The organism is Salinibacterium sp. NSLL17 (genome assembly GCF_015864935.1).
Classification (GTDB): Bacteria; Actinomycetota; Actinomycetes; order Actinomycetales; family Microbacteriaceae; genus Rhodoglobus.
The window spans coordinates 308149-331062 of sequence record NZ_JADYWH010000001.1 but is presented as its reverse complement, the minus strand read 5'-3'; the positions used below and the strand labels follow the sequence as shown (position 1 = coordinate 331062).

At 61.8% G+C, this 22914-nt stretch carries 24 protein-coding genes; 11 read left to right on the top strand and 13 right to left on the bottom strand.

All coding sequences use genetic code 11. From position 1 onward, the window contains the following. Positions 1–51 precede the first annotated feature (51 nt). From I6E51_RS01665 to I6E51_RS01635, 7 genes are all read left to right on the top strand, one after another. Positions 52–594 carry a hypothetical protein gene (locus tag I6E51_RS01665; protein ID WP_197109223.1) on the top strand — a complete coding sequence of 181 codons (543 nt, stop codon included), beginning with the start codon at positions 52–54 and terminating at the stop codon, positions 592–594. Further along, positions 591–1046, top strand: coding sequence for a hypothetical protein (locus tag I6E51_RS01660; RefSeq protein WP_197109222.1), 456 nt, complete (start codon positions 591–593; stop codon positions 1044–1046). Before I6E51_RS01665 ends, I6E51_RS01660 begins: the two co-directional genes overlap by 4 nt. Before the next feature lie 90 nt (positions 1047–1136). Continuing rightward, positions 1137–1700: a hypothetical protein gene (locus I6E51_RS01655; protein WP_197109221.1), complete on the top strand. Its 564-nt coding sequence runs from the start codon at positions 1137–1139 to the stop codon at positions 1698–1700. Continuing rightward, positions 1700–2272 (top strand): hypothetical protein, encoded by a 573-nt coding sequence (locus tag I6E51_RS01650; RefSeq protein ID WP_197109220.1) that lies wholly within the window; start codon positions 1700–1702, stop codon positions 2270–2272. The genes I6E51_RS01655 and I6E51_RS01650 overlap by 1 nt, the downstream gene beginning before the upstream one ends. Beyond that, positions 2269–2784 (top strand): hypothetical protein, encoded by a 516-nt coding sequence (locus I6E51_RS01645; RefSeq protein ID WP_197109219.1) that lies wholly within the window; start codon positions 2269–2271, stop codon positions 2782–2784. Before I6E51_RS01650 ends, I6E51_RS01645 begins: the two co-directional genes overlap by 4 nt. Continuing rightward, positions 2781–3218, top strand: coding sequence for a hypothetical protein (locus I6E51_RS01640; RefSeq protein ID WP_197109218.1), 438 nt, complete (start codon positions 2781–2783; stop codon positions 3216–3218). The genes I6E51_RS01645 and I6E51_RS01640 overlap by 4 nt, the downstream gene beginning before the upstream one ends. An 80-nt stretch (positions 3219–3298) precedes the next feature. Beyond that, positions 3299–3595 carry a hypothetical protein gene (locus tag I6E51_RS01635; protein ID WP_197109217.1) on the top strand — a complete coding sequence of 99 codons (297 nt, stop codon included), beginning with the start codon at positions 3299–3301 and terminating at the stop codon, positions 3593–3595. On the opposite strand, the gene I6E51_RS01630 is transcribed toward I6E51_RS01635, so the two are convergent. The 8 genes from I6E51_RS01630 to I6E51_RS01595 all read right to left on the bottom strand — a co-directional run bounded on the left by I6E51_RS01630 (position 3559) and on the right by I6E51_RS01595 (position 11514). After that, positions 3559–4875, bottom strand: a complete 1317-nt coding sequence (locus I6E51_RS01630; RefSeq protein ID WP_197109216.1) for an L-fuconate dehydratase — start codon at positions 4873–4875, stop codon at positions 3559–3561. The two genes, I6E51_RS01635 and I6E51_RS01630, sit on opposite strands and share 37 nt — an antisense overlap. Positions 4876–4982: 107 nt before the next feature. After that, positions 4983–5306: an L-rhamnose mutarotase gene (locus tag I6E51_RS01625; protein WP_197109215.1), complete on the bottom strand. Its 324-nt coding sequence runs from the start codon at positions 5304–5306 to the stop codon at positions 4983–4985. 2 nt (positions 5307–5308) lie between these two features. Further along, the gene (locus I6E51_RS01620; RefSeq protein WP_197109214.1) at positions 5309–6238 is read right to left on the bottom strand and encodes a carbohydrate ABC transporter permease; all 930 of its coding nucleotides are present in this window, start codon (positions 6236–6238) and stop codon (positions 5309–5311) included. Then, positions 6235–7215 carry a carbohydrate ABC transporter permease gene (locus tag I6E51_RS01615; protein ID WP_197109213.1) on the bottom strand — a complete coding sequence of 327 codons (981 nt, stop codon included), beginning with the start codon at positions 7213–7215 and terminating at the stop codon, positions 6235–6237. The genes I6E51_RS01620 and I6E51_RS01615 overlap by 4 nt, the downstream gene beginning before the upstream one ends. A gap of 92 nt (positions 7216–7307) precedes the next feature. Next, complete coding sequence (locus tag I6E51_RS01610; protein WP_197109212.1) at positions 7308–8633, bottom strand: ABC transporter substrate-binding protein; 1326 nt, start codon at positions 8631–8633, stop codon at positions 7308–7310. A 162-nt stretch (positions 8634–8795) separates the two neighbouring features. Further along, the gene (locus tag I6E51_RS01605) at positions 8796–9662 is read right to left on the bottom strand and encodes an amidohydrolase (protein ID WP_197109211.1); all 867 of its coding nucleotides are present in this window, start codon (positions 9660–9662) and stop codon (positions 8796–8798) included. 27 nt (positions 9663–9689) lie between these two features. Continuing rightward, positions 9690–10358, bottom strand: coding sequence for an RraA family protein (locus I6E51_RS01600; protein ID WP_197109210.1), 669 nt, complete (start codon positions 10356–10358; stop codon positions 9690–9692). Further along, positions 10345–11514 carry a mandelate racemase/muconate lactonizing enzyme family protein gene (locus I6E51_RS01595; RefSeq protein WP_197109209.1) on the bottom strand — a complete coding sequence of 390 codons (1170 nt, stop codon included), beginning with the start codon at positions 11512–11514 and terminating at the stop codon, positions 10345–10347. Before I6E51_RS01595 ends, I6E51_RS01600 begins: the two co-directional genes overlap by 14 nt. A 223-nt stretch (positions 11515–11737) precedes the next feature. Here I6E51_RS01595 and I6E51_RS01590 point away from each other — a divergent pair, with 223 nt between their 5' ends. The 3 genes from I6E51_RS01590 to I6E51_RS01580 all read left to right on the top strand — a co-directional run bounded on the left by I6E51_RS01590 (position 11738) and on the right by I6E51_RS01580 (position 16852). Next, a complete protein-coding gene (locus I6E51_RS01590) occupies positions 11738–15862 on the top strand; it encodes a family 78 glycoside hydrolase catalytic domain (protein ID WP_197109208.1) in 4125 nt (1374 codons plus the stop codon). A gap of 193 nt (positions 15863–16055) precedes the next feature. Beyond that, entirely contained in the window at positions 16056–16529 is a 474-nt protein-coding gene (locus I6E51_RS01585; protein WP_197109207.1) for an SRPBCC family protein, read from the top strand. Continuing rightward, a complete protein-coding gene (locus I6E51_RS01580; RefSeq protein ID WP_197109206.1) occupies positions 16526–16852 on the top strand; it encodes a helix-turn-helix transcriptional regulator in 327 nt (108 codons plus the stop codon). The genes I6E51_RS01585 and I6E51_RS01580 overlap by 4 nt, the downstream gene beginning before the upstream one ends. Here the strand turns inward: I6E51_RS01580 and I6E51_RS01575 are convergent. From I6E51_RS01575 to I6E51_RS01555, 5 genes are read right to left on the bottom strand one after another with little or no spacing between them, the layout of a single operon-like run. Further along, the gene (locus I6E51_RS01575; protein WP_197109205.1) at positions 16835–17806 is read right to left on the bottom strand and encodes an aldo/keto reductase; all 972 of its coding nucleotides are present in this window, start codon (positions 17804–17806) and stop codon (positions 16835–16837) included. The two genes, I6E51_RS01580 and I6E51_RS01575, sit on opposite strands and share 18 nt — an antisense overlap. Before the next feature lie 21 nt (positions 17807–17827). Next, a complete protein-coding gene (locus tag I6E51_RS01570) occupies positions 17828–18841 on the bottom strand; it encodes a LacI family DNA-binding transcriptional regulator (RefSeq protein WP_197109204.1) in 1014 nt (337 codons plus the stop codon). A gap of 22 nt (positions 18842–18863) precedes the next feature. Continuing rightward, entirely contained in the window at positions 18864–19334 is a 471-nt protein-coding gene (locus I6E51_RS01565) for a MaoC/PaaZ C-terminal domain-containing protein (RefSeq protein WP_197109203.1), read from the bottom strand. Next, positions 19319–20452 carry an extracellular solute-binding protein gene (locus I6E51_RS01560; protein ID WP_197109202.1) on the bottom strand — a complete coding sequence of 378 codons (1134 nt, stop codon included), beginning with the start codon at positions 20450–20452 and terminating at the stop codon, positions 19319–19321. Before I6E51_RS01560 ends, I6E51_RS01565 begins: the two co-directional genes overlap by 16 nt. Next, the gene (locus I6E51_RS01555; protein WP_197109201.1) at positions 20449–21696 is read right to left on the bottom strand and encodes a CaiB/BaiF CoA-transferase family protein; all 1248 of its coding nucleotides are present in this window, start codon (positions 21694–21696) and stop codon (positions 20449–20451) included. The genes I6E51_RS01560 and I6E51_RS01555 overlap by 4 nt, the downstream gene beginning before the upstream one ends. 159 nt (positions 21697–21855) lie before the next feature. Between I6E51_RS01555 and I6E51_RS01550 the strand changes: the two genes are divergently transcribed. Then, the gene (locus I6E51_RS01550; protein WP_197109200.1) at positions 21856–22878 is read left to right on the top strand and encodes a zinc-binding dehydrogenase; all 1023 of its coding nucleotides are present in this window, start codon (positions 21856–21858) and stop codon (positions 22876–22878) included. Positions 22879–22914 lie beyond the last annotated feature (36 nt).

Below are 22914 nucleotides of genomic sequence, written 5' to 3'. Positions count from 1 at the left end.
TGACGGTGTTGAGCACGTGCCCCAGGTGCATCGACTGGTGTAGCTTTCGAAGTGAACTCAACATTCACCGAGCGGGAGGCCCGAAAACGCATGAGCGGCTTCACGACCGATCCCCTGCGATTCATGGCGTGGTGGGCAAAGCTGCTCTTCTTTGTCACGGCAATAGCGTTGCTTCAACTTTGCTATCTTCTGCTGGATGCCGTCGGAGCATCATCGGCCGTCTCACTCTTGTTCGGCGTCGCTTTCACGTCGCTTGCGTTCGTAGTGGCGGTGCGCACCTTTCGCGGCCGCGCCGAGCCCATCACTCCTCCTCGGCCCTGGTGGCGCGCGACTGCGCGCCCCACCGCCGGGTTCGTTCTCGGAGCGCTCGAGATTTGGGTTGCCGGTTACGGAATATGGCTTCTCGTCACTGAGCCCGCAGTGGGAATGATCGCTTGGGTAGCGCACATTCTCTCTCTGCTGCAGTTCATGCTCACCGCTGGTTACTTCATCAACTCCTCGGTGCGACTGCGCGCCCTCCCTCCCGAACGCAAGCCCGAGCCCTCCGGACTCGTGCCACCACGACGCTCCCTCGGCGCCCGGGAGCTGCCATGAACCCACAGAGCCCCACCACCGGCAGGCTTCGCGATTCTCACGCAACTGCACTAGCCGCTTTCGCTGGTGCAGCCATCGGTGCACTCTTCGTCGTAGTGAACGTCCTCCTTCCGGCACCATCATCAGCGACGACCAATCCGGTGCTCTACGTGCTCATCGGCTCAACGATCGGCGCAGTCATCGGCATCGTCGTGTGGTCAATCAGCCTCGTGGGCTTCTGGGCAGCCGACCCCTCGCGGTTTCGCATCCTTTGTGGCGTCGGAATCGGCACTCTTGCCCTTACGCCTGCCCAGTTCTGGATCCTCCCAGCAGCATGGCAGGTTGCTCCCGCTTGGGCGCTACTCACTCTTATCATTGCGCCCATTGCGCTACTCAGCGTTGGCCTCTGGCTCATTGCTCCCTCGCGCACCCCAGCGAGTCCGCACCCCAATAGAGGCACAAACGCCCACTAATGCTCAGTTTTCCTAGCGATTGACCGTGCTCAACCGCTAGCGTGACAGTGTCCTGTACCGCGCAGGAATTGCGAGGGAGCTGACGGGTACGTGAAGGATCTGCAGTCCCGTGAGCAGTGGTTCACCAACCAGCGTTTTTCCGTGGGGCTCGTGTGCCCGAGCGTGATGCCTGCCGAGACTTTTCTCCCGGCGAGGCTACTCACCGAGGAGGTACTGAGCGTCGGGTTTCAGGTAGGCCTGTTTTCGGCTTCCGATGCGGTTCGAATAACACTCCAGCGTCTCGCAGAAGGTGTGACCGTTTCCCAGCGGGAGGAGCGCAGAGCGTTCAGTTTCCGCGACGACGCACACGAAGTTGAGGTCGAACTACTGGACGTGACCCTGCACAACTTCACTCAAGGCGCCCGCGTTTGCCGTTTTCTCATCGTAAGCAGCTATCGCGAGATGTGGGACCAGCTAGACGACCCACAGGAGTCACTTCAGTCCTTCCTCATTACTTGGCAGGAGGGGGCTGCGGATTTTGGCGAGTACGGCAGCCCAGAACCCCGGCTCAGCGACATCCTGCGCTTCGATCGCACACAGCGTCGCGCCTTAGCGAGTCTTGATCGCGCTCTCGACTTCGAGAAGTCTGAGTTGCTACAGCGGAGTGCTGCCTGATGGTCCCGTGGCTCGACACACGGCAGCGCTTAGGGCTGCTGGGCGTGACCCTCGTGCTGTTTGTGTTCCTGAGTATTCTCGGAGGTTTGCTGCCGGAGTGGCGACTGGAGCGGTGGGTTTTCATCCTCGGCGCACTCATCGTCATCTTCACTGGGGTGCTGCCCTGGCTCAGTGTCGGGTGGTCTCGAAAGCTCCGGCGACGACTGAGAGTCCAACAACCTGACAGCGTGGTGTTTGTGGCCACGACAACGATTGGGCCCGACGGTGTGCCCGAAATCTGCACTGTCGCCGCAGATCGGAACTGCATCACGTTTCACCGCGCCCACGAAGTGCCGACAAAGCGAGCGTGGTCGACAGTTGACTCGCTCGAATTCGTTCAGATCGGGCCCCACTTTCACGACTGCATCCGCCTGCTCGTCGATGCCGACGAAGTCTACTTCGTTCCGGCGAGCATGGGTGGGCTTACTGACGTCTCCGCGTTCCAGATGAGCGTAATGCTCGCGACACTGCAGAAGCTTCGTAGCGCCGCGCTTAACGCTCCCACGGCCAACACAAGCAAGGAGATCTCGTGACGGACGTAACGCTCCCGATCGTTCTCGATGAAAACGGCGACCTTTCGATGTTCCTCACCATCGAAGCTGCCTGTCTTGCCGTCGAAGCTATTGACGTCGTTAACGAAGAGTACGAGGGGTTCGATGCACTCGGCCGCACGCTGACCATCACCGCCCACGGAGAACGCGTCTCGATCGAAGTGAACGTCACCAGTGAACCGGAACCCGCCGAGCTCGCACAACGACTGCGCAGCTCCTTGAACGACGACGGGGTGAAGCAGCGCGGAATAGAGGTTTCGGCCGATGCAACACTGCCGGAGCTCGTGCACGCCCTAATGAGGTACCAGTATGGCGTCGGCGGACCAGCGGGCTACGGAACCCAAAACCTCCGGGGATTGAGAACCCGAGTGGGGTGGGAGCGTCATGGTGGGCGGGGCGTGCTTCGCATCTCAGCGACGTGGCTTCCGTGGAACCGCCATCAGGGTCGCGGCCGAATCGAGTTGCTCCCTAACGGAGCGGAGCTGCCGAAGTGACCACGAACATTGCCGCACCCGTTGCCGAGAAGGTGGCCGAGCGAATTGCCGCCCGCTTTCCGACAATTGAGGTCGTCGTGCATCCGCAATTTCTCAACACATTTACGGCGACGGTTGACTTCACTCCGCCCATGCCTGACGCTGTCGACATCACCGTCACCGTGGTTTCTGACGGCGGCTACGTTCTCGAAGCTGGCCCCGATCTCGTCTTCGAAAGTAACACCGAACCCGGCGACCTCGACGCCCAGGTGGCCGAAATTGCGGAGCAGATTGAAACCTTTGGGCGGTACGGAGTGGTGAAACTCCAGACGCGCCCCTTTCTCGGTTTCCTCTCCCCCACGCTGCTCGGAGCACCCGGCGCCGATCCCGAGCTCGACAAGTGGATGGCGCGCCGCACCTCTCGCGTGATCCGCACGTGGAAAGCGTGGGTGTGATGCTTAAAGCTCGACGGATGCCACTCGTGCACGGAACAAGCGCGCGGCGCCTTCATCGACGCGCGGTTCAATTCATCACAGTGTGCGTTGCTCTCTCCGCCGTCGGGCTCACTCTGACTGTCGTCGGCACGCAAGGCATTCCCGTCGCATATCCCGTCGGGGTCACGCTCGCGATAGCGAGCGGGCTCGCCCTCGGCTGGATGCAGCTTTACGGCTACAACCGAGTAGAGGCGCGAGAGAAGCGTGAAGCTGCTGCGGGCTACAACACGATCAGCAGCCGACGGTACGAACTCCCGCTTGTGCCCGATGAGACCGGCGTGATCCTGCGGCGTCCCCGCGCCTACGACGCGACGGACGCGGCGACACCCGCCCAGTAGCTCCCTGCCGGGAACGAGAACTCGGCGACCGACGACTCGTGCATCTGGGCCGAGTAGCCCGGTGCCATCGGCACCCGGTAGGCGCCGTTCTCGACGATGCAGGGGTCAACGAAGTGTTCGTGCAGGTGGTCGACGAACTCGGTTACCCGGTTCTCGAGCGTGCCTGACACGGCGACGTAGTCAAAGATCGAGAGGTGCTGCACAAGCTCGCAGAGGCCAACGCCACCAGCGTGCGGGCAGACCGGAACGCCAAACTTCTTGGCCATCAGGTACACGGCGATGATCTCGTTCGGGCCGGCGAGGCGGGCAGAGTCGAGCTGGCAAAAGTCGATGGCTTCGGCCTGGAACATCTGCTTGAAGAGCACCCGGTTCATGCCGTGCTCTCCCGTGGCGACACCGATCGGGGCAACAGCCTTGCGGATGGCTGCGTGGCCGAGCACGTCATCCGGGCTCGTCGGCTCTTCGATCCACAGCGGGTTGAACTCGGCAAGCGCCTTCACCCAGACAATCGCCTCATTGACATCCCACACCTGGTTGGCGTCGATCATGAGCTTCGCGTCGGCACCGATCACTTCGCGGGCGATACCGCAGCGACGGATGTCCTCGTCGAGGTTCGCGCCGACCTTCAGTTTGATGTGGCGGTAGCCAGCATCCACGGCCTCCTGGCAGAGACGGCGAAGCTTCTCGTCGGAGTAACCCAACCAGCCGGCACTCGTCGTGTAGCAGGGGTAGCCCGACTCGGTGAGCTCGACAATGCGCTGCTCTTTGGTAGGAGCGAGTTCGTGCAGCATCGCGATCGCTTCCTCTTTAGTGAGGGCGTCGGTGAGGTACTGAAAGTCGGCGGTGTCGACGAGTTGCTCGGGAGTCATATCGGCAAGCAAACGCCACAGCGGCTTACCCGCGCGACGCGCAGCAAGATCCCAGACGGCGTTCATCACGGCGGCCATCGCCAAGTGCTCGACACCCTTTTCTGGCCCAAGCCAGCGCAGTTGCGAATCAGCCTTCAGCTCGCGGTAAATGCCGCCGAGGTCACCGACAATCTCATCGACATCCCGGCCAACAAGCGGTGCAGCCCGCTGTTCAGCAGTGAGCGCACAGATGTCATTGCCTCGACCAATAGTAAAGGTGAAGCCGTAGCCCGCGACGCCCTCTTCGTCGGTGCGGAGTACAACATAGGCGGCCGAGTAGTCGCCATCCTTGTTCATGGCGTCTGAGCCATCGGCGGTGAGCGACGTCGGAAAACGCACGTCATAGACGTCAACGCTGGTGATAGTAGTCATGCTGAAGAGTTCTCCTTGCTCAGAACCGATAAAAGGTATGCCTGCGCGGGTGAGGCGCGTCTGGGTGCGCTGCGGTGCGCGGTAGTGCGTGTGAGTCGCGGTGTCAGCTAGTCAACGTGGAAGACCTCGGGCAGCTCTTTCCACCACTCGCCTTCGGCACGATCATCCAGAGGCTGCTGCAGTGGTTCTTGAAGAGCCCACCACCGCTTCGTCTCGGGGTGCGCGGCAATCGCTGCCTGATCGGCTTCGTAGTCGTCCCCCGTGTATTCGAAGTACGAGAACAGCAGGTCGCCGTGACGATAGATCGAATAGTTGTGGATGTTGCTGGCCGCGAGTCGTTCGAGAATCGTTGGCCACACGGCGGCGTGGTATCGCTCGTACTCGTCTCGGTTCTCGGGTGGGAGGCCGATGACCTGGGCTACTCGTTTCATTGTTATCCCTTCACCGCACCAACGGTTTGTCCACGCATCAGGAAACGCTGGGCCGTGAGGAACACGATCAGCAGCGGGATCATGGAGATGAACGTGGCGAGCGCGAGCTGGGGCATGTAGAGCTTCACGTCGAGGCCGGCCGCCACTGTTGCATTGAACAGTGGGCTGGCGCCGATGAGCTCTTGGATGCCGATCGAAATCGTCTTGTTTTCCTGGTTCGAGGTTAGTAGAGCCAGCGGCAGGAAGAAGTTCGTCCAGTTGGCCACGAAGGAGAAGAACGCGACGAGCGCGACGACTTGCTTCGAGATGGGCAGTGCCACGTAGAAGAAGGTGGAGATCTCGCTGAGGCCATCGATGCGGGCTGCTTCTACTAGCTCTTGCGGCATGGTCGTCATGAAGTGGATATAGACGAGGTAGGTGCCGAAGGGGAAGAAGCCCATGATGACGGCGACCGGCCAGAGCTGGCCGACGGCTCCGATCGCGTTCACTTCGAGGAACAGCGGGATGACGAGAACAGTGTTCGGCATCACCATGGCGAGCAGGGTGGCGAAGAGCAGCACCTTGCGGCCACGGAATCGCAGTCGCGCTAGCGCATACCCCGCCGGAAGCGCCGCGATAAGGGCGAGCACCCCACCAACGATGGCAATCACGAGGGAGTTTCCTACCCAGCGGGTGAAGAGGCCACCGTCACCGGGGCCGAAGCCGTTGATCTGGCTCCAACTGAACACAACGTTGTCCCATGAGACACCGCCGAGACCAAGGAATCCGTCGGTGCCGGCAAGGACACCCTCTTGGCTGCGGAAGGCCATCGCAATGAAGCCAATGATGGGAAGGATGAAGGCGGCAGCAACGATCACCATGACGGTGATGCGGGCAATTCGGCCGACGGTCCAGTGTTTGGCGCCGACGACGCCGGGAGCGCTGTTGCTCATCGCTTCTTCTCCTTTTCGTCGCCGAAGAGTCCACTCTTCATCACGATGACGACTCCAATGCTGAGGGTGATTACGAGCAGAATGATGGAGAGTGCTGCTGCGGCCGGGAAGTTTCGGTTAGTGAAAGCGAAGGCGTAACCCAATTGGGTTGGTGCCCATTCGCCGGCGATCGCGCCAGACGAAATCTGTCGCAGCAGGTAGGGCTCCAAGAAGAGCTGGAATCCATAGGCAAGGTTCATGAGGGCGGCATAGCCAATCCAGGGGCGGATGAGCGGAAGCTTGATGTGCCAGGCCAGATCCCAGGCGCTCGCGCCGTCGATCTTGGCGGCTTCGAAGATTTCGTCGGGGATGCCGTTGAGACCACCGTTGACGACGATGATCCAGGTTCCGACACCTTGGAAGAACAACATTCCGGTGAGGATCATCGGCATGTTGCCGTCGGTCACGATCTCTTTCAGCGACCCGAACCCGACTTCTTGCCAGAGCGGCGCGAGCGGTGACTGGGTGGGGTGAAGGAGGTAAACCCAGAGCACGAAGTTCGCGATTCCGCTCAACGCTCCGGGGATGAAGTAGAAGAACCGCATTGTGTCGCCGAAGCGGCCGGGGCTGGCGTGCACCAGCAGGGCCAAGCCGACGATGCCGACCATCATGAGCGGCAACCACACGATCATGACGGAGAAGATATTGATGAACGTTCCGGAGAACCGATAGTCGGTGATTACCGTGATGAACGAGTCAAAGCCGCCGAATCCGCTGGAGGGATCGACGAGGGTTGGCGCTTTTTGCAGGGCGATCCAGAAGGCATAGCCAATGGGGATCGCTGCGGCAACAAGAAGCAGCGCGAGGTAGGGGGCAAGCAGAATCCAGGCGCCGCGTGATTCCGCGTGGCGTGTGCGGTGACGCCGGGGTGTGGTGGATGCACGGGGGCCGGTGGCCGGTGGCTCCGTGCCTTTCGTGGCTAGCGTTGAGCTGCTCATGTAGTCCTCGCCTATGAGTTCGGGAGTGGAACAGAGCGTGGGGGCCTCAAGGATCTGAAACCCCCACACCTGCTGTGCCTAGCTGGGTACTTCTATTCGGCGGTGACCGTGTAGCCGACCGAGTTGGCGCGGTTCACGAGTTCAGTACCGAAGGTGCTGAGTGCATCGCTGACGGATCCATCCGCGATCAGCGTGGGGCTGACCGTTTCGGTCCAGGCCGCACCGGTGTCGTAGAGCATGTAGGAGTACGGCGCTACTGCTGCCGCTGCATCCTTGAATGCCTGCTGCACGGAGGCAACATCAGCGAAGTAGCCGTCTTCTGCGAGCTTGTCGAGCCAAGCATCCTGAATCGGGCCATAGCCGGGGAGACCGGTTGAGAGCTCAACCTGCCATGCCGGGTCAGTCGCGACGAAGGTGGCGAAGGTCAGCGTGTTTTCGAGCTGCTTTCCGGTGATGTGCGAGGAGACGCCCCAGAGGCCGCCACCCTCGTTACCGGCGGTCGGGCTTGATTCGCCTTCCCAGGTCAACGGTGCGCTTGCACTCATCTCGCCGGCAGGAATCTTCCAGGTGTCGCGGAAGAGGTAGTTACCCCACCAGACGGCACCGGGGCTCATGACGAGGTTGACGCCAGCTGCTGCGGCGTCACCGTCGAAGATGCCCTGTGTGGTGAGTGCTCCACCGTCATACATCTGGGTGAGCAGTTCGTTGGCGCGAACACAGTTCGGGTCATCGAGGTTGATGTGAACTTCCGACTCGGAGAGACGGTCGTTCGTGGGGCAGTCCGCGGCCTGAAGGTAACGGTTCACGGCATAAGCGTCGCCGAGGAATCCGCTGATCTTGTCGGGGTGGTCTGCTGCAATCTCCACAGCCAGGTCGCCGTAGCCTTCCCACGTGGTGGGCAGCGTGTAGCCGTTCTCGTCGAAGAATGCCTTGTTGTACCAGAACACGTCGGGTGCAGCGTCGTTGCGGAGGCAGCGGATCTGACCATCGATGTCGCAGAACGAAAGCACTGCGGGGTCGTAACCATCGATGACATCGGGAAGCAGATCGGTGAGGTCGGCAGCGTAGTTGCTGGCAGCACCGGTCGCCCACGCAATGTCGTCGTTGGAGGGGAAGAAGATGGCGTCAGGCCATCCGGATCCGGCGGAGTCGAAGTTGGCGAACGCCTGCTTCACGGTCTGGCCGCCCACGGTTCCATCGATCTGCACAACGTCGATTTCGATCTCAGGGTGTGCCTCTTGGAAAGCTTCTGCGGCGGGAACACGGGGCGGGTCAACCCACACCGTGATTTTTCCACCCGAGTCAGTCTGCTCGGGGGCGGTGGCGCCTCCGTCAGCTGAACAGCCGGATAGAACGAGTGCAGCGGCCGAAATTATGGCCACTCCTGCACTGGCGGAAAGGAACCTCTTGGTCTTCATTGACACTCCTTGGTGAGATTTCTACTGCTTCGTAGTGGAGAGAACAAGGCCCTGGAACGGCTCGAATTCTCCGGTGCTCAAACGTTATACCAAGCGCGGAAGTTGTGCAAACGTTTGATCAAAGGTTTTTCAACTGTTATTTGGCGATTTTCGCACGGCGCCTTAGTAACCAATGCGAGCGGGATCGATGCGGTAGAACTCTGCCGCAGTACGGCCAAGCAGCTGCTCGCGGTCCACGGCATCCACACTGTCAAAGAGCGGCTGGAGGCCCTGCCACACTCGCGTGTACCCGCCGGCGAGCACTGAAATAGGCCAGTCGCCGCCATACATCAAGCGTTTCGCGCCGAAAACCTCGAGGGCCCGTTCGAAGAACGGACGCACATATTCGGTCGTCCACTGCTGCGGGTCACCAGCCGCCGAATACAGCCCACTGACCTTGGCATAGACGTTGGGGTTTTCTGCCGCGGCCTCAATCGCTGACCACCAGGGCTCGCGCTCCTCGAGTCCGATGGGCGGTTTCGCCAAGTGGTCAATGACCATGCGAAGTTCCGGATGCCGCCGCGACAGTTCAGGAATCAGCGCCAAGTGCTCCGGCAGAACGGCAACCACGTCGAAGGTGAGCCCGGCGCGCTCCAGCACCGTGAGCCCCTCGTCGACATTGGGCCGCAGCAACCACTCCGGGTCTTCTTGATTGTGGATGAGAGTGCGCACCCCCACCATGCGAGTGTCACCCTCCCACGACTCGATCGTGCGGGCCGCCTGCGCGGGACGATCGAGGGGCGCGTAGCCCACGATCGCCGCAACCTCATGGTTGGCGGCCGCGCACTCCGTCATCAAACGCGTGTCATCGAAGTTGTCTGCTGACTGCACTTGAACCGTGTAATCGACACCGACATCCCGCAGCTCAGGAAGGAGCTGATCGAGGGTCATCACTTGATTGATCGGAGCCAGTGATTCGTCGAGCCAGTCATAGTGGGCCCGGTTGGGGTTCCAGATGTGCTGGTGAGCGTCGATGATTGGAAAAACCACGGTGTAGTCCCTTCGCAGGTGGCCAGTTTAGAGAATGCCGTGCCGTTCCCACACGGTGCGCAGCGAGTCTCCGGCGAGCAATTCTGCCAAGACCGTTGATTCATTGGATGCTCGGGTGCGGGCTCGCGTCAGCACTTCGTCTTCGTGCGACTGGGGAATCACCACTGCTCCGTCGTCATCGGCCATCACGAGATCGCCGGGTGCAATCAGCACCCCACCCAGCTCGACCACGACGTCGGAGGCGATGACGCGCATCCGGGCCCGAAAGTCGATGGGGCGGCGCGAGCGGGAGAACGACGGAAACCCGAGTTCGGCGATCTTGTCGGTATCGCGCAGGTTGCCGTCGGTGATGACGCCGGAGGCTTTCGCGCCCAGCGCCGCAGCGCTGAAGAGTTCTCCCCAGAAGCCAGAGTCGTTGCTGTTACTGGTCGCGATTACGATCATTTGGCCAGCGCCGATCCCGTCAATGAAGTCGATTGACTCCTTGTACGGGTCGTCGAGGTCTGACTCCAGGGCTGGGGCGAACCGCACGGTGCGGGCCCGCCCGAAGGCTCGCGAGCCGGGAGTGATGGGCGCGAGGCGCTGCGTCAGCACCTGGTTGCGCAGGCCCGATTCGTCGCACGAGTCGCTGAGAATCGCGGTCGTGAGGCGCTCGTCGCCGGGCAGCGGGGTGAAACCTGCGTTAGCGGATGACATGTCCACCTCCAGGGCTGAACGGAAACTGGGCTTCGATTTCGGGAGTGAGCTGGATGCCGAGGCCTGGTGCCTTCGGAGCCACGATTCCGCCATCCCTAAAGTCGACCTCTTCCACCCGCATCGCTTCGCGCAGCGGATTCGGCAGGGTGCAGTACTCGAAGAGCTCAACGTAGGGGTTGGCGAGCACCGTGTGCAGGTTCGCGGCGAAGGTGACGCCGCTACCCCACACGTGGGGAACCGTCTTCACGCCGGTGGCGTGAGCAAGCTCGGCGACCTGCGCGAAAGCCTTGGGGCCACCCACGAAAGTGACGTCGGGCTGAGCAACATCGAGCGCGTTGGCGTCGAGCAGTTGCGCGAAATCCCGCACGGTTCCGTTGGATTCGACACCGGAAATCGGCACGTCGACGGCGGCACGCACGGCGGCGTAGCCAGCCACGTCATCCGCTTGGCAGGGCTCTTCGTACCAGCGGGCGCCAAGTTCGGCGGCCTTATGCCCGACACGAATCGCTTCGTCGACAGGCCAGGGGTCAGAGGCGCACGCCTGCACGGCGTCGATGACGAACTGCACGCCCTCGGGCAGCAGCGCGGTCACGTGGTCGAGCAGTTTGATGGTGGTGTCGGGGTCGGTCATGGCGCGGAACTTCACGGTGCCAAAGCCGGCCTCGATCTGGGCTGCGGCCCAATCGGAAACCTCGCTGAAGGTGGTGCCGAGTCCGCCACTGGCGTACGACTCGATCCAGTCACGCTTGACGCCACCGAGCACTTCATACGCAGGCACTCCGAGGCGCTTGCCGACGGCATCCACTGCGGCGGTTTCGATTGCTCCGGCAACGCCGTTGAGCATTCCGCCGCGCGCCCAAAAGGCGGTGTAGGCACGAAGGCGGTCAGCGACTTCGAGGGGGTGAGCGAACTCGTGGTCGAGCACGTAGGGCCGAAAAGCGTCGACGATTCCGGGCACGGCAGCGGCGGCCATAATCCCGGCTCCCGCTTCTCCGACTCCGGTTGTTCCGTCAGAGAGGGTTACTTCGACGAGCGCGGCATCCCACGACCAAATGGTGCCTCCTACCCACGTCAGTTCTTCTCCGGGCTGGTACCGGTGCGAAAGCAACACTGCGCGCACGGCGGTAATGGTTAGGGCTGTGTCAGTGAGTCCCATGGAGGGCGCCTCGTTTCTACTAGCGAGCGATAGTGGTTACGGTACTTGATCAAACGTTTGATCACAAGGGTGTGAATTAGTGGCTCACCACACCCCTTGACAGGGGTAGAACGCTGCGTCACTATTGAATCGATTCAGCCTGAATCGATTCAGAGTCGAATTTCAGGAAGCAGTCCCGGTCGCTGTGCGATCGCAAAAGGCAAGGAAGCCGATGCAACTGGCAATGTCGCCAAGAGTCCTCCGTCCATCCCGAGCAGTCGCCGCCGCGTTGGCTTTCCTGCTCCTGATCACCTCGCTGGTGCTCAGCACCACAACATTCGCCCAGGCCGCCGCGGCCACAACCGCCCCGACCGGCCTGCGCATCAACGGGCTCGAGAAGCCCGCCGATCTCGATGATCTCGAAGACCCCACGTTCTCGTGGTACGTCAACACGATCGTTCAGTCTGCCTACCAAATTCGGGTCTCGAGCACCGCGGATGCCGCTGCGAACGGCAACGGTGACGTCTGGGATTCCGGCAAGGTTTCTTCCACCGACCAAACTGATGTCGCCTATGACGGAGAGCCTCTCGCTGCCGCCACTCGCTACTTCTGGAGCGTCACCACGTGGGATTCCGACGACGCTGAATCGGCATCCGCCACTCCAACGTGGTTTGGCACGGCGGTCGGCAGCGACTGGGATGCTGAACCCATCTGGGCTTCCTCCGAATACCCCGGCGCGGCTGCACCGTGGGTCGACTACACGCTCGACACCACCATCAGCACCACGGTTGCCCTCGGAATCTTTGTGCGCGGCGTCGATGGCTCCAACGCCTACATGTGGCAATTTCGTGCCGACAAAAATCAGCTTGTTCCGCACACTCTGACCAACGGCAAGTACGTCGCGCTTCCCGCCGTGTCGCTTCCGAGCGGTTCCATCACGCCAGACGTTCCGGTCGATGTTCAGATCGTCGTGTCGGGTTCGACCATCACCACTTCGGTCGCCGGCGTGCAAGTTGACGAGCGAACCGATACTGCATTCGCTTCCGGCGGCGTCGGCTTCCGCACCGGCGGTTCCGAAGGCGGAACGGTCAGCGCCCTCACGGTCACCGCACCGGATGGCGAAGAACTGTTCGCTTTTGACCCGGCGGGCTCTAGCCCACTCGCGTGCGGCTCTGTCGACAACGGGGTTATCACGGTGGGCAAGTCCAGCGCCTGCCTCCTTTCCGTTCCTGGCGCGCAAACGATCACGACCAACTGGGCGTTCCTGCGCACCGAGGTTGAACTCATCGACCAGGCCATCACCGGAGCAACGCTCTTCGCCACTGCGGGGGATTTCCGCACGCACAGCCAGTTCGCGTTCAAGGCCTACGTCAATGGCGAGTTTGTCGGCCTCGGCCCCACGAACCGCATCGGCACCGAGAACCGCTACGACGGGTTCGATGTCACCGCGCTGCTTGAGCAGGGCGCCCTGAACGCGATTGGCATCCAGGCGTATTCGGCCGATGCTTCGCTTCAGAAGTTCATCGGCGAGCTCGTCGTGACCTATGCGGATGGCTCAACGGAGACCTTCGGCAGTGACGAATCGTGGACCGCTCTTCCTGGTTCACCGGTGCTTCCGGATGCGGGATCGATCAGCTCGTCGCGCTACACCGCTCCCAAGGAGAACCTCGACCTCCGCGAGTTCCCCACCGGTTACACCACCGTGGGATTCGATGACTCCGAATGGTCGGGCGCAGTCGAGAAGCCGGCCTTCCCTGATCTGCAAGCTACGCCGATCGCCAAGGTCGAGCAGCAGCTTCACGACCCGATTTCTATCGTCGATAAGGGTGATGGAAACTACTTCGTTGACTTCGGTCGCACGTGGATCGGTGGCGTCAGTTACGACATTGCCGATGGCACAGCGGGCGATACCGTCGAACTCCGCTTCGGTGAGATCACCTCGGCCGAGAACACGGTGAAGTACAAGCTGACTACGAACACCAACGAGTACCGGGATGTCGCAACGCTCACTGACGGTGAGCAGACGATCGAAACGTGGGGCATGCGAGTGTTCCGCTACCTCGAGATTCTGGATGCTCCCGAGCCCGTAACCGCCGAGAACCTTCAGGCGCTTGCACTCGTCTATCCGTTCAACGAAGAAGCATCGACCTTCACGTCATCCGATGACAACCTCAACCAAGTCTATTCACTGTCGAAGAATTCGATCGAAGCGCTCAATGCGAACTTCTACACCGATTCCTGGACTCGCGAGCGCATCAACTATGAAGCAGACGGCTACCTTCAGCTCAAGTCGTCGCTGTACCTCATGGAAGATCTCTCGCTCGGCCGCTACTCGATGGACTACTTCGCGAACAACCGCACGTGGCCCACCGAATGGCCGATGTACGTGGTGCTGGCGGTCCATGATGCCTGGCGCCAGACTGGCAATCTCGAACAGGTCGAGACGTCATACGGATCACTCGTCGACAAGATGCCGACCAAGTGGATCGATTCCGAAACCGGCCTTGTATTCAAGTCGTCCGGGTCGGATGGCTGCGCTAGCCGCACAGATTGCGACATCGTCGACTGGCCCACTAGCCAGCGTGACAACTACGAGTTCCGCGAGTACAACACGGTGATTAATGCCTTGGCGTACCGCTCGCTCGTCGACATGGCCGCTATGGCAGATGCACTCGGTCTCGATGACGATGCTGCAACGTACACCGCTCAGGCCGAACGCATGCGTGACGCTATGAACGAGTTGCTCTACAACGAAGACACCGGCAGCTACGACGATGGAATGGATGCCGACGGCGTCCTCACCGGCCACTACTCACTCCACGCGAGTGCTTTCGCTCTCTCGTTCGGGGTTCCCGAGAATGACGAGTCCGCGCAGGTTGCCGACTTTGTCGCCTCAAAGGGCATGGCGTGCAGCGTGTATTGCGCCGGCTTCTCGATCTCGGGCCTCTTCGATGGTGGAGCTGCGGATGCCGCAGTTGGCCTCCTCACCGATGAAGGCACGTCGAGCTGGATGAACATGATCAACCTCGGTGCTGGCGCAACGATGGAAGCGTGGGACCCGTCGCAGAAGAACAACCTCACCTACTCGCACCCCTGGGCTGCCTCACCGGCATTCCACGTGCCTGCAGGCCTCTTCGGCATCGAACCGATCGAGGTCGGTTACGAAACGTTCCAAGTGAAGCCGCAGCCGGGTGGCGTTGACGAGGCGCGCATCACCGTTCCGACCGTCAAGGGTCAGATTGGTGCAGCCTTCAACCATGCAGAAGACGGCACAATTCGTCTCGTCGCGGAGATCCCCGGAAACACCACGGCCGATCTGGTCGTACCGGTGCCTGACGAAACTACCGGGGTCTACCTCAATGGAACACTGACCGGCGTCGAGGTTGAGGGCGGGTTCGCAACGCTCCCCGACGTGGGCGCTGGGTGCCAGGCTGTCACTGTCTCCGCCGACCCGGATGTCGCTTCTGACGACTACCTCACCGCGCTCTGCGAGCCGACGATTGCCACCGACGAGACTGCTCCCGTTCTCGCCGGTCTGCCATCCGGGGTCATCTTTGCGGATGCTGCCCTTGAGCTGGCTGTCACGGCCAGCGACGCAGAGAGCGGCATCCAGTCGCTGGCTGTCACCTTCAACGGCGAGGCTGTCGCGGCAGATGCAACGATCTCTGCTGAAGAACTTGCTGCGCTCGTGGGCACGGATGTCGTACTCACGGCAACAGCAACGAACGGAGACGGTTTGGTCACCGAAGAGTCGGTAACCCTCACGGTGCTTCCCTTCGACGATGGGGCAACTCAACTGCCGTCGCGCGGAACACTCTCCAACACCAGCGGGTGGGCGTATGGCTTGCACGACGGCAACTATCGCGTGGAGATGAACATGTGGTGGGGCACCCAGGGCAGTGTTTTCCGTCTCTATGAGAATGGCGAGCTGGTGAACACGATGCTGCCGGAATCGACTTCGGTCTACGCGCAAAAGTCCAGTGTCGACTTCACCGATAAGCCGAACGGAACGTACGTGTACACGGGTGAGCTCGTGAACTCGCAGGGCGTGCGGTCGACCTCCACCACCACGGTGACGGTCACGTCTGCTGACCCCGGTCGCCCCACGGCGAGCCACAACAACTGGGCAAAGTCGTCGACGTTCACGGCGTTCGCGAATCTCTGGTGGGGCACGAATGCCACCGAGTATCGCTTCGAGCTCGATGGTGTTGTCGTGAGCGAAGGGGCGCTGACGGCAGAAACTCCGCTCGCGCAGTATGTGGCGGTGGAGCTTTCAGATATCGCTCCCGGAAAGCACCAGCTCGTCGTGGTGTTCGTGAACCCTCACGGCGAAACCGCCTCGCAGCCGGTCAGCGTGACCGTTCGGTAGCACCACACACGAGAACAGGAGGGGTCGAGCCACTAGGCTCGGCCCCTCCTTTTTAGTAGCGAGCGATGGTGGTTTGCGGATGCCGCGAGCACTCGCAGTGCGCGGGCCTCGCATTCTGCAATCAACTGGTTGCACTCGCTGAAGATTAATGCAACTATCGGGTTGCAGTCATCCATGAATTGAGGAGAGAATTATGACTATGACCAGCAACCCACCCGCCGCCGTCGACAGCGACGCATTCACCGTGCGGCGAACCATCACCATCAAGGCGCAGGTGGCCACGGTATGGGCAGCCATCAGCGAGCCAGAACACCTCTCGCGTTGGTTCCCCGAGGTCGCGACGTTCGACACTGTCGCGGTTGGCGAAACCGGCAGTTTTACCTTCGAGGGGTATGGCAGCTTTCCAGTGCAGGTCGAAGAACTCGATGAACCGAACGTGATCGCGTATCGCTGGGGCGGACCAACTGACGACCCCACCAAGCCGATCGACCCGAAGCGCTCAACCGTGTTCCGGTTCACTCTGGATGCCATCGAGGAAGGCACACAGCTCACCGTCGTTGAAACGGGCTTCAACTTCGGCGACGACCCCGCTGCCAACATGGACGACCACCGCGGTGGCTGGGATTCCGAACTCGACGAACTCGTCGCCTATCTCGAGGGCGCATGATCACTACACTCGTCCCCGTCTTTGCGGCTCTGGGAGATGAAACCCGGTGGAGCATTCTGGCGGCGCTCGGAGAAGGCGACGCTTCGGCATCCGCCCTCGCCGCACGCTTGCCCGTGACGCGCCAAGCCATCGCCAAACACTTGAACGTGCTGCATGATGCCGGGCTCGTTGAGCCCGTTCGAGTGGGCCGCGAACTGCGCTATCGCGTGCTCGGCTCACAACTCAGCGAAGCCGCCACACGCCTCGACACCATTGGCGCCGAGTGGGACCGCCGCCTTCTCGCGATCAAGGCGATCGCCGAAGAACTAGAGCGCGGCGATTAGCCCGGCAGCTTCGAGATCACTCCAGAGACCGTCGGGCATCGTGGCGGCGTACCGCTCGATGTTCGAGCGCACCTGGTCGCCACCGCGAGCGCCGACCACCACCGAGACGACAGCCGGATGCCGCAGCACGTATGCAATAGCGGCTTCGGGCAGCGTCACACCGTGGGCTTCACACACGTCGGCCACCCGATTGGCCCGCTCAAGAACGGCGGGCGGAACGGGTCCGTAGTCGAAAGTCGCGTCGGGGCTTGGACGATTGCGACCGAGCAATCCGGAGTTGTAGACGCCGGCAACCACGATGCCGACGTTGCGTTCGAGAGCGAGCGGCATGAGGTCGGCAAGTGCGTCGTCGTCGATGAGAGTGAAGCGGCCAGCGCACATCACGAGGTCGACGTCCGCACGGCGAATTAGCTCAGCTAACGGCGCCGCCGCGTTCATTCCGGCGCCGACGGCCTTCACCACGCCCTGTTCGCGCAACTCGATAAGCGCTGCAATGCCCTCCGTCGACGCTTGCTCGAAGTGGTCGTCGGGGTCGTGCATGTAGAGCACATCGAAGTGGTCGAGGCCGGTGCGGGCGAGAGATTCTTCGACTGAGCGAAGGATGCCGTCGCGACTGAAATCCCATTGACGCTTGGTGACGGCGGGCACGGCAAAGCCTTCGTCATCCATCCGGTCTTCTCCACCGGGGTTAGGGACGAGGAGCTTGCCGACCTTGCTCGAGATCACGTATTCGTCGCGCGGGTGGGTGCGCAGTTGTTCGCCGAGGCGGCGCTCGGAGAGGCCCAGACCGTAGTGGGGTGCGGTGTCGAAGTAACGAACTCCGGCATCCCACGCGGCAGCAACGCCCTCTTCAACTTCAGCGTCGGTGGTTTCGCGGTACAGGTTGCCGAGCTGGGCGGCACCGAGGCCGATCTCTGTCAGTTCAAGTCCGCGCTGAGTTGATCTGGTCTTCACTAGTGGCTCCTCCAGGGAGTGTTAGCGCGCCGGCGGCGCAGTAGATTCACGCACGATCAGCTCCGGTGCTGGGTCGGCGATTACACGGTCTTCGGCGGTTCCGGAGTTGATGTTATCCCACAGGCTCGCCATGGCGGCACGGCCAAGTTCATACAGCGGCAAGCGCACGCAAGTGAGTGGCGGCCACGCAATTTCAGCCGTCCACGTGTCGTGCATGGCCACGATCGACATGTCTTCAGGAACGCGGATGCCCAACCGTCGTGCCTCAGAGAGCACACCGTGAGCGGCGTTGATGTTGGCCACCACGACCGCCGTGGGAGGGGTCGACAACTCGGCCATGGCATCCAAAGCCTGAGCGCCCTGCTTGGGGTAGTACCCGAAGTCAGCGACAAGTTCGGGTTCGACCGTGAGCTTCGCCGCAGCCATCGCCTCGAGGAATCCAGCGAGTCGACGTTGGCCCGACTCCGAGGTGGGCACACCGCCGGCGTAGCCGATGCGGGTGTGACCGAGTTCGATGAGGTGCTCGGTCGCGAGGCGCATCCCGGCCTCATCTTCAAGACGAACAGAGCCACCGCTGCCGGGGTTGATCGTGTTGATCGAGATCACGGGCAGCCCGCTGTCGGTCACGGTGCGCAGGTCGTCACCGCTCAAGTGGTCACCGAACTGCACGAGAACACCGTCAACGCGGCCTTCCCCCATAAGGCGCGGAATCGACTCTTCACCCTCGGGCAACCGTTCGGTGCTGGCGATCAGCACCATGTAATCCTTGGTCCTTGCCTCTTCTTCGACACCGCGCATGAGCTCGGCGAAGATGGCGTTCGTGACACCGGGCACGACAAGGCCAACCGCGTGAGTTCGCGACGACTTGAGCGCCCGAGCGGTGAAGTTGGGGCGATAGTTGAGCTCTTTTGCGGCATCGTGAATGCGCTGACGTGTTGCCACGCTCACCCGCACGCCAGGCTTTTCGCTCAGCACGCGCGAGACCGCCGACACCGAAACTCCGGCACGGGTTGCAACATCACTCAAAGTAGCCATGGTTGCCAGTGTATTCGGGCAACTAGTCTGTGGTACGTCGATTGACCAGATAGAGATGCGTGAGCACCATCACGGTGTCACCATGTTGGTTGGTTACCGTCACCAGTTCGTGCAGGTAGCCCGCCTCATCCGGGCGCTTGGCATGCAACGACATCTCGTTGATCTCTGCGGTCACCCGAATGGTGTCCCCGATAAAGACGGGGCGGATGAAGCGGATGCGGTCATAGCCATAACTCATGGCCTGCGGGTTGATGTCCCCTGCCGTCATTCCCACCGCGACGGAGAGGATGAGGGTGCCGTGGGCGATGCGCTGACCGGCGGGCTGCGTTGCCATCCATTCGGCATCCATGTGGTGCGGAAAGAAGTCGCCGGTCTGGCCAGCGTGCAGCACGATGTCGGCTTCGGTGATGGTGCGGCCGACAGTTTCGCGGCGCTCCCCTACTTCGTGGTCGTCGTACCAGCGGTCTTTCGTGAGCATCAGCGCACCAGCCATTCTGCGACGCCCGCATCGAGGCGTTCGCGTAGTTCAGCGATTGTGATCTCGCCCAAGAGAGCTGAAGTCACGAGCGGGGAAATCGCATTTTGGAGTTCGATATAGGTCGCAAATCGCGGGCGCATGTACGCGCCTTCGAGCGTCGCGCGCGTTCCGGTGAAGAAGTCGAGGCTGTCGGCGTTGGTGCGGGAGCTTTCCCACGCGACCGCGTTGCCGGGTTGGCCACCGCCGTCGTAGTACGACCCCTCTTGCACGGGGCCCGAGGCGAGCCAGAAAGCGTGCGCGATCGCGGCATCCATCACCTGACTGCGTGACGACACTGCGATACCGGCACCACCGAGCAGTGAACCCGCAACACCACGAGTCGAACTCGGGATGTCGATGTACTGCACGCGGTTCGAGCGGTAGCCGGTACGGGAATAGTTCGTGTAGCCGAAGAGCAGCGGCGAGTACGCGAAGGTGTCGCTCTCGGCCAGCACATCGGCGACCTGAATCGGATTGAAGCCGGCGTTATCGGCGGGCACCAAGCGAGCCAAGCGCGTGAGCAACTCCATCGACCGAGTCAAGGTCTCCTCCGACAAGAACCTGCCGGGCGCTGCCATGGGGTCTTCGCCCAGCCCGGCCGCGATCGTGATGAGGCTCGAGTACGAGTCGACGGGCTTGAATGGCCACAGCACGCGACCCTCTTCGGCGAGCGCGAGCACCTCATCCCAGTTGCGGGGCGGTTCGTCGAGAAGGTCGGGGCGGTACGCGGCAACCTGTGCTGCAGCATCGAGCGCGAGCCCCCACTGCTGCCCGAGGTGTTGATACGACTCGTGCGAACGCCCGACCGACTGCGTGGCCAAGGTCTCGAGTTCTGCATCGAAGCCGCGCCCGTTCAGGGGCGTGAAGAGTTTGTCTTCTGCCGCAATCGGAATGTGCGGATGATCGATCACAAGCAGGTCGTACTTCTCGACCAGGCTCTCCAGATCTTGGTCGGCAAAAGCCTGTAGCGAGCGGTACTCCCACTGCACCTCAACATCGGGAGCAACCGAGCGATACGCCTCGGCGGCCTTCACGACGCTGCCGTAGCCGCGCTCGTGTTCCCAGGTCATTCCGCGGATGACGGTCGGGCTCATGCTGTTGCCGCCGACGCCGAGGTGGTGCCAGCTGCAGTCGCTACTGCCGTCGCCGTCGCAGCGCGCGACGGGAACTCCGCCCGGATCCGAGCATTGTCTTCTCCAAGAGTCGGCGCCGCTTTAGTGCTCGTGAGAATCTGGCCGTCAACGCGGATGGGGCTGCGGGTCGTGAGCAGCTCGTTGCCTCCGCGAGTGACGGGCTGCGTCATCCGGATCGCTTCGAAGCCGCCCGAGGCAAGCAGCTCGTCGAGCGTGAGCACGGGGGCGCACCACACGTCGCCGGCATCAAGAATGTCGAGCCACTGTTGGGTGGTGCCGGTCGCGAACCGCGCCGCGAGAATCTCTTCGACGTACTCCTGGCGATCCCACGCCAGTTGCGGGTCGTGCATCGCGCTGAGTTCGGGCATGCCGAGCAGGTCGCCCAGTTTCGGCAGCGGATTCATCGCCATCGCGATGTAACCATCTGTGGTGGGATACGTGCCGTAGGGCGCCGCCAAGAAGGCGTGGGCCGAGTGTTCGCCGTGACGCTGCACCGTGATGGTGTCGTCGTTGAGCTTGGTGCTCAGCAGTTCGAACTGCAGGTCGAGCATGGCTTCGAGGAGGCTCGTTTGCACCATGCCCCCCTTGCCGGTGCGGAACTTGCGCACGAGAAGCGCCGTCACGCCCTGGGCAATGTGGCAGCTCATGAGGTGGTCGGCAATCGAGAGCCCGACCGGCACGGGGCCGTCGGTCTTCGAGCCATTGAGCCACGGGATGCCCGACATGGCTTGAGCGAGCAAATCTTGCCCCGGGCGATCTTTCCACGGGCCCTCTTCGCCGTAGCCGGTTGCGCTGGCGTAGACGATGCCGGGGTTGATGGCGCGCACCGATTCGAAGTCGAGGCCGATGCGTTCCATCACGCCGGGGCGGAAGTTCTGGATGATCACGTCTGCACGCTCGACGAGCTCTTTCACGTAGGCGAGGTCGTCGGCGACCTTGAGGTCAGCCGTGATCGACTCTTTGTTGCGGTTCATCGCGTGGAACGAGACGGTGTCGCCGTCGAACTCTCGACCGGCGAAAGCGAGGGTGCGACCGATGTCGCCCGAGCCGGGGCGTTCGACCTTGATGACGCGGGCGCCGAGGTCTGCGAGACGCATTGCGGCTACTGGTCCGGCCAAGAATTGGCTGAAGTCCAGAACCATAATGCCCTCGAGGGGGCGGTCCATTGGCGCAGACTCCGTTGGTGCGCCGTTGTGGTCATCCATTGCTGTTCAGCCTTCTGTTGATCCTCGTGAACAATCGTTTGATCATGCTAGTATGACGCAGAAATAGGCGCAAGGGAAACGGTGCCAAAGACCGGCTGCTTCACGGCATCCAGCCACCTTTCCTCCCTCGCGCACCACTAATCGCAAAGGAGCGCACCAGTGCTGAGCGTGAGTTATGTAGGCGAGCAACGCCTTGAGGTCAAAGAGTACGAACCGAAGCCTCCGGCAGCTGGTGACGTTCAAATTGCTGTCGCCTACAACGGACTGTGCGGCACCGATATGCACATCCTGCACGGCAACATGGATGCCCGCGTGCAGCTGCCGTTGACCTTCGGTCACGAGATGAGCGGCACCATTTCCGCTCTCGGCAACGGCGTTGAGGGTTGGAACGTTGGCGACCACGTCACCGTCATGCCGCTCTGGTGGGACAACACGTGCCCCGCCTGCCTCGCCGGCAACCAGCACATCTGCCAGAACCTCGATTTCATTGGCATCGACTCCCCCGGCGCCCTCCAGGGCAAGTGGAATGTTCCCGCCGAAACGCTTGTGGCCCTCCCGCCCGAGCTGCGACTGGATCACGCCGCGCTCGTTGAGCCTGCCGCGGTTGCGGTGCACGATGTTCGCCGTTCGGGTTTGGTGCCCGGAGACAAAGCCGTGATCATCGGTGGAGGTCCGATTGGAGTGCTCATCGCATCCGTCGCCCGCGAATTTGGCGCTGAGGTAGCGGTCATCGAGATCGACGCCGGTCGTCGAGCACAGATCGAAGCGCTCGGCTTCACGACCATCAGCCCTCTCGAGGTAGACCAAGTCGCGTGGGTCAACGAGTGGACCGCGGATGCCGGTGCCGATGTGGTCTTCGAAGTCTCGGGTGCTGCGGCTGCCGTGCTCGGCGCGACCGACCTCGCGAAGGTGCGCGGAACTCTCGTGGTTGTCGCTATTCACCCCACGCCCCGCGAGATCAACCTGCAGCGCGTCTTCTGGCGCGAGCTCACCATTATGGGAGCGCGCGTTTACCAGCGCACCGACTTCGAAAAGGCCATCGAGCTGATCAATGAGGGCGTCATCCCGGCCGAGCTGTTGATCACGCGCATTGTGCCGCTGTCGCAAACCAGCGAAGCTTTTGCTGATCTTGCCGCGGGCAAAGCGATGAAAATTCTCGTGGATGTCGCGGGCCAGAAGTGAGCACGACAGAGACAATCACGACAGAGAAGGGCAACC